The organism is Lacticaseibacillus sp. 53-4 (genome assembly GCF_016861805.1).
GTDB lineage: Bacteria > Bacillota > Bacilli > Lactobacillales > Lactobacillaceae > Lacticaseibacillus.
In genome coordinates this window covers 1-6,487 of sequence record NZ_BOLT01000052.1, presented here as the reverse complement: position 1 = coordinate 6,487, position 6,487 = coordinate 1, and the positions used below count along the sequence as shown (strand labels likewise).

9 protein-coding genes and 1 pseudogene are annotated in these 6,487 nt (G+C 53.1%); all 10 read left to right on the top strand.

Translation table 11 applies throughout. The annotated features are described in order from the left end of the window. Positions 1–1,008 precede the first annotated feature (1,008 nt). Entirely contained in the window at positions 1,009–1,827 is an 819-nt protein-coding gene (locus JUF21_RS11470) for a ParA family protein (protein ID WP_203664729.1), read from the top strand. Continuing rightward, complete coding sequence (locus JUF21_RS11465; protein ID WP_203664727.1) at positions 1,827–2,186, top strand: DUF5388 domain-containing protein; 360 nt, start codon at positions 1,827–1,829, stop codon at positions 2,184–2,186. Before JUF21_RS11470 ends, JUF21_RS11465 begins: the two co-directional genes overlap by 1 nt. A gap of 177 nt (positions 2,187–2,363) precedes the next feature. After that, complete coding sequence (locus JUF21_RS11460) at positions 2,364–2,747, top strand: DNA-directed RNA polymerase subunit beta (protein WP_203664725.1); 384 nt, start codon at positions 2,364–2,366, stop codon at positions 2,745–2,747. Continuing rightward, positions 2,732–3,833, top strand: a pseudogene (locus tag JUF21_RS11455) (DNA polymerase). Before JUF21_RS11460 ends, JUF21_RS11455 begins: the two are co-directional and overlap by 16 nt. Before the next feature lie 47 nt (positions 3,834–3,880). After that, positions 3,881–4,072: a hypothetical protein gene (locus tag JUF21_RS11450; protein ID WP_203664724.1), complete on the top strand. Its 192-nt coding sequence runs from the start codon at positions 3,881–3,883 to the stop codon at positions 4,070–4,072. 204 nt (positions 4,073–4,276) lie between these two features. After that, positions 4,277–4,429 carry a hypothetical protein gene (locus JUF21_RS11990; protein ID WP_239061457.1) on the top strand — a complete coding sequence of 51 codons (153 nt, stop codon included), beginning with the start codon at positions 4,277–4,279 and terminating at the stop codon, positions 4,427–4,429. Between the two features lie 48 nt (positions 4,430–4,477). Continuing rightward, positions 4,478–4,606, top strand: coding sequence for a type I toxin-antitoxin system Fst family toxin (locus JUF21_RS12170; protein ID WP_374706454.1), 129 nt, complete (start codon positions 4,478–4,480; stop codon positions 4,604–4,606). 181 nt (positions 4,607–4,787) lie between these two features. Beyond that, entirely contained in the window at positions 4,788–5,246 is a 459-nt protein-coding gene (locus JUF21_RS11435) for a C40 family peptidase (RefSeq protein ID WP_239061456.1), read from the top strand. A 14-nt stretch (positions 5,247–5,260) separates the two neighbouring features. After that, positions 5,261–5,881 carry a hypothetical protein gene (locus JUF21_RS11430; protein ID WP_203664718.1) on the top strand — a complete coding sequence of 207 codons (621 nt, stop codon included), beginning with the start codon at positions 5,261–5,263 and terminating at the stop codon, positions 5,879–5,881. 15 nt (positions 5,882–5,896) lie between these two features. Beyond that, the coding region (locus JUF21_RS11425) for an ABC transporter ATP-binding protein (RefSeq protein WP_203664716.1) at positions 5,897–6,487 on the top strand (591 nt) is incomplete at its 3' end.

Here is a 6,487-nt window from a genome sequence, read left to right as displayed (position 1 = left end):
AAGTCTTGCCCTTCAACGACTACCGTGTACCGCTACATCGATGCCGGGCTGCTTGAACTAGACAACATGACACTCCCAATGAAGTTGTCAGGCAAACTTTGCACCAAAGCCCATTAAATCAATCAAATCGCTTGACCCAGCCACGCTCCCCTGTCAGCTTAGAGCTTGAGCTTGAAGCGTTTTGAGCAGAGTTTCACCTAGCTTCAAGCGCACAAAAAAAGCGGGGCCTCATCCGAGACCCCACCCAAGGATTAATCTCTTAATTTGTACGCACTAGATAAAACACCTGCTCAGTCGCGCAATGCAGCTCGTCGCCGTCACCGTCGCGCCCGTCACAGTTGATGTGTCTGCTGTCTCCAGCGTGGGTGCTCTCGTGTCAGCCTGTCCCAACACTCGAACGATCACCCACCACGGACCCCACAAGGTCCACAGGCTGCCACCTACACCGTTTATGGCCGTAATCGCCTAGCAGTTGCGTACGTGCATCACTCACGCCAATAGCAACCCGCCCCTTTTCGTCCTGCAGCGGCCGGGGCACCGACCTCAACGTTAACTTACTTTGTCGGGAAAAACCCGGAGCGCACGTTGGCAAACACGCTCGATCGCACCTGGCACCCTTGCCATCAGTATCGAACATGATATAATGACATTTATAAATCATACTTCTGTGGACGCACTACCGATTGCCGTCGGTTGGTGTGTTTTTTTGTGTTCTTATGTTTCTAAAACTACACAAGCTCTGGCAACATTGCAATAGCCTGCGCAAAGCTGTAGATGCGTATACAAGTCTACATGTATACGGATATACATGTAGACTTGTATACAATGTTTTAGTCATTGATGCTGTAGGGCTTCGATAGAACGTTCTGTCTCCTCAAACAATGTATACATGTAGACGAGTATACATGTATACGTATCTACGCCATTTCAATATGATAAACTTTTTTGCCGCCAACTATGGTACACTCGGGCTAACGACAAGTGCGTATACATTGACGGAGGTGCATCATGGCAGCAACAGTCCTATCATTCGCTAACTTTAAGGGCGGGGTCGGCAAGACCAGCACCACTGCGCTCGTCGCCTGGAGCTTGGCAAAGCACGGGAAAAAGATCTGCTTGGTCGATTACGATCCACAGGCAAATCTGACCCAACTCATGATCAAGACTTACGATGTCGCCAACGGCAAAACGGCGACAATCAAAAGTAGTCTGATGACCGCGATCAACGAAGATATTCTGCTCAAGGATATTGCGATACCAATCACAGAAAACATCGATTTGATCCCTAATGCGGTCGACTTTTCCATCTACGGTAACTACTTATCTAGCCACTATCCCGAGGAGGAAGCGCAGGCAGCTGCGTTCCGTCCGTACATTGATGCGTTGCGCGACAGCTACGACTACATCTTCATCGATGTGCCACCAACACTGCAACCAACCAACGATGCGGCGTTTTTCGCCTGCGATCAGCTCATCGTCGTACTGCAAACGCAAGAACGCGCATTGGTTGGGGCAGAACAGTTTGTCCGTTACATGCAAGGCATTCTGGTTGACCGCTACCACGCGCCAATCGACATCCTCGGCATCTTGCCGGTACTCACGGAGCGCTCGGCACCGGTCGACAAGGCGATCCTCGAATCGGCCGCGGAGGAATTCGGTGAGGCCAACGTCTTCACCAATCGCATCCACATTCAATCACGCGTCAAGCGCTACGATATGACTGGGATTACCGACAACCCGCACGATATCTGGGATAAAAAAGTACATCACAGCTTTGACCTCGTCGCAGAGGAGCTCGTTGCCCGTCTGGCAGGGGAGGAATCCTAATGGGAATGCTAGACAAGAAAAAGGCCGAGAAACCGCAAGAACGGCGGAAGTTGATTCACGTTCCTAACGAAGTCATTGTTGAGCACCAAGTCGACCGGGCCGACATCGCCAAAGCCGCTCATGTCTCGACCACGCTCAAGAAAACAACAAAGGTCAAAGCTGCATCCGGCCGGAGCACCACGGTCCGCGTCAGCGAAACTACGCGCAATCAGGTAAACGCACTGATCACGATCGGCGTCGCTGATTCCGCTGACGAACTTCTGTCGCAGCTCATGGATTCAGCAATCGAGCAACTATCCGACAAGGAACGCGAGCGCTACGCCATGATCTTAGAAGTTGCAGAATCAAAAAAACGTTAGTCAAGTGCACCACACCATAACCTAGTTAAGATTTACGAACCGATATCACATCTATATTCGCCACTGTCACTTTATTGTGTCAGTGGTTTTTTTACAAAAATTCGAGTCAGCCCTCTTGCCAAAATCGAACATGCGTTCGCATAATGTTCCCATAGAGTCAAACAAGGGGGCATCAACATGACCGTATACGAGGTACCGCGCGAGCGCTGGCTCTACGCCGACCGCGGCATGATGAAGCGGATGGGGTGGCTGCTATCCGACCACAGTAGCTACCTCGCGGAACAGGCAAGCACCGACCGGCCCGAACCGGAGCTGCCTGAAATGGGCTTCGAGCAAATTAATCTGCGCCTGCAACACGCCTGGGAAAAATCGCAAATCGTCTCGGTCCAGATCAACGCGCTCTATGACGGCGAGTACCTGCCGCTGATCCAGGGCGCCGCTGTCGGCTTTGCGGCGAGCCAACTCTACCTGCAACTGAAAACGGGGCACGTCCGGATGCTCCAAGTCGAGGACATTCGCCACGTCGATATCCTCGACGCGACCAAATGGTGGGCGGAGTGACCCCGCTCGACGACCCGACGCGACTGCCAATCCACGACATCATGTGCATCGACTGCAAGTCCTTCTACGCCAGCGTCGAGGCGATTCGGCGTGGGGAGTACCCGCTCGCAGCGAAAAATGCCGTCCTGAGCCGCGAGGAATCCGCCGGCGGCCTAGTCCTGGCGGCGTCGCTCAACACCAAGGCGCAGTACGGCGTCAAGCTCGGCACCCGCAAGTACGAGATTCGCCCCGGCATGGATATCCAGCTCGTCCCGCCGCACATGGCCGACTACATCCGCATCAATTACCGCGTCAACCAGATCTTCCGCCAGTTCACCGATGATTTGCACTGGTATGTCTACTCGATCGACGAAAGCTTCATCGACGTCTCGGCGAGCCACTCGCTTTTCGGCACCAACAACGAAATCGCGGCCAAAATTGAGGACAAAGTCTTCGCGGAAACCGGCATCATCACCACCATCGGCATCGGTCAGAACCCGCTGCTCGTCAAGCTCGCCCTCGACAACGAGGCCAAAAAAAGCGCGCCCTGGCAGGCGACATGGACCTACCAAGACGTGCCGGAAAAGCTCTGGGCGATCGACAACCTGACCGACTTCTGGAGCATCGGCAGCCGCACCGCATCAAGCTCCACAACATGGGCATCTACACGCTCTACGACCTCGCGCACACGCCGCTGGAGAAGCTCCGCGCCCGCTTCGGCGTGATGGGGAGGCCCTCTACTATCACGCCTGGGGCATCGATTACAGCGACCTGACGCGCCGCTACGTGCCCCGCGCCGACAACAAGGGCTACGGCAATTCGCAGGTCCTGATGCGCGACTACACGACGCTGGAGGACTGCGAAACGGTCCTTAGCGAAATCGCAGACCAAGTCGGCACTCGACTCAGGAAAAATAAGGCCCTCGGCGAGGTCGTCGGCATCTCGATCGGCTTCGCGGAGCCCGACGAGCACAACAAAAACGGCTTCGTCGCCCAAACCCGCATCGACCCGACCAACAGCACCGACGACCTCGTCCGCGCCTCCAGCAAGACAGTAGGGGGCAACGCCATCGAACGCGCCAACACCGTGGGCGGCCACCAATCCTGAGCTCTCCCCATTGCGCTAAAATGAGAGTGGGGAAAGGGAGGAATAATATGCTCTGGGTCATACTGGCGATCATCGTCTTCTCGCCATTCATCGTGCTCGCAACCCAGCTGATCACCTTGATGCTGAATCTGGTCATGCTGCCGCTCTCGTCCGACTCCTGCTTCGGGCAAGGCTGCGGTTGTATCGTTGCAATCGTCGGCATCGTATTCCTGTTGCGTTTATTTGCCTGGATCTTTTAAAAAGCGGCCCCCCATGATCAAAGAATCCCAGCAGCTGATCGCCAAATTCGATCAGCTCTTCACCCGCAAATACCACTGGCGCTACAAGCTGATGGTGGTCGACAACCACTTCTTCAACTGCTACACCTTTTTCCTGAACTCATATAAGCAGGACACAAGCTCCACTACAGCGACGACCTTCTCCAGATCCCGCACGACAAAGCCTTGTATGAGCACGTCCTCAAAGACCTCAAGGCCCACACCAACCTCACCATCGAGTACCGCGACACGCACAAGCTGATCCACCCAGACACCGACATTGTTCATGACGTGAGCCATGACCATGCCTTTTCGACCAGCTACCGGCCGAATCCATAATCACCAACGCCGGAATTTCAGATGCGTTAGCTCCCCAAGTTAGGTACAATGATTGGTGGCAACCTGCCCCGAAGGGGGGTGCCACCAATGATTTTGTTCTTTACACAGATCATCGCTCCAATCCTCGTGGGGATAGCCACAGCGCTATTCACCGACTGGTTAGATCGGCGACGGTGATCGGTAGGGTTGCCTACTAACCCACACGTCTGATACGCCAGACGAAAAAAAGAGCCGTCACCCATGCCGGGGTGGCGGCTCTTGTGCCATCAATGGCTATGCTCTTTACGAATATAGTATAACACAAAGAGCGCCACTGTGCGGTCAGATACAGCCAAAAACACTTATTGCCAAGATGTTTATGACTCCTGAAGATGCTAAGTCGTTGTTTAGCGACAAAGGTAGCAATGCAAACGTCAGCATTATGGGAGACAAGATGAATTACTTTGACCAAGCCTACGCCGCAGCAAGTGCGCAACTTGGCAAACCCTACGTCTTCGGCGCGAACGTTTCCGGCCCAAACCCTCCCGGCTTTGATTGCAGTGGGCTGGTACAATGGGCGCTACGGAAGGCTGGCATTTCCTTGCCTCGCACCGCACAGGATCAGTACGCCGCGACCAAGCGATTAAACAAGAGTGAGGTGAAGGCTGGGGATTTAATCTTCTTTGAGCACACGTATTCCGGCCCGCGGATCACGCATGTTGGGATCGTGCTTTCGAGTACGCAAATGATCAATGCTGCTGGACAAGATGTCAATATTGCCACCTACACATCGCCATACTGGCAAGCACACTTTGCCGGTTTTGGCAGAGTCAAATAAGGAGGAGTTAGGAAATGGCAAATGGGAAACTCGTATTTGGGTTGGCAACCTGGGCAGTACTAGCCACCGGCGCAGCCGGGTTCGGATGGTACCAGGCTCATCAGGAAGTCTCAAAACCGCGCACTAACGTTGTGGTGAACAAGGGCGCTGGCAAGACGACAGCAACTACGTCAACGTCACAAGATTCCAGCACCTCGAAAGCCGAAAAAGCTGATGCAAAAGAGCTTGCTTCTTTGCAGGCAAGCAACGACACAATTACTAAACGTGCGAAGGCTTTCGTGACGTTGCACACGCAATTCTATGAGAATGCACGTAAGCACCACGATGATATTGAGGCCATCTCAACGAAGAAGATTGCTGACGATTTGGTGGTCGTTCCGGCTGGCGGCATGGCCGCTGACAACTACCGTTGGAGCACCACTTGGTACAACCGAGACGTCCAGATTCAGCCGGAAAACGGCAATGAGCGTCAGGCAACTGTCCGGGTGGTATTCGATTTGAGCGGAGCAGGAAACACTAACTCGCAGAAGCAGGACATCATCTATCGGCTCACCTTTAAGGACGAAAAGATTACCGAGTGGAGTGAGTATGTTTACGCAGAGATGGAACCGGGCGTGTCTATGAACCAACAATAGAAAGGAGGAGAAACGTTGAGTGCTTTTAGTTCAACAATCACGATGAGGACACAAAATCGGGCTGAGAAAAAGTTCATCTATCTCCTCGTAGGAATCATCGTCGTTGTCGTCACTGCCTTTGTAGTGGCTTTTTTATTTCCCAAAAGCAGCACAGCAAGTGGCGTAAAACCGGACCAATCTTTTGCTCAAGGTGACAACCAATTCACCTTCGCCGGAGCGTCGCGATACGCCAACGAAACCACGTATCAGTTAAACCTCTATGTGAAGGACAACCAGATCGACCCGCTACAACCAATCATCGCCAACGTGCGCACACGCAGCGCTGGTAATGGCGAAAAGCTACCAGCAAAGTTGGTGCAAGTGAGTGAAGACTTCTACGCGTTGGTCGTGAAGAAGGTGCCTGATAATCAGACAAGTTTGTACGTTGCCATCGGCACAAACAAGCAACTGAATGGCGGTCTTTCCATGTCCTCTTCGCAGCCAATTAGCATTCAAAAGTCCACCCGTTCTGATCAAAGTTCAACACCTGCTGATCACGTTTTGGAGCAGGAATACTTCACCTACATGGTTCATTTCTACGGCAAACGCATCACTACCTACCGTCGA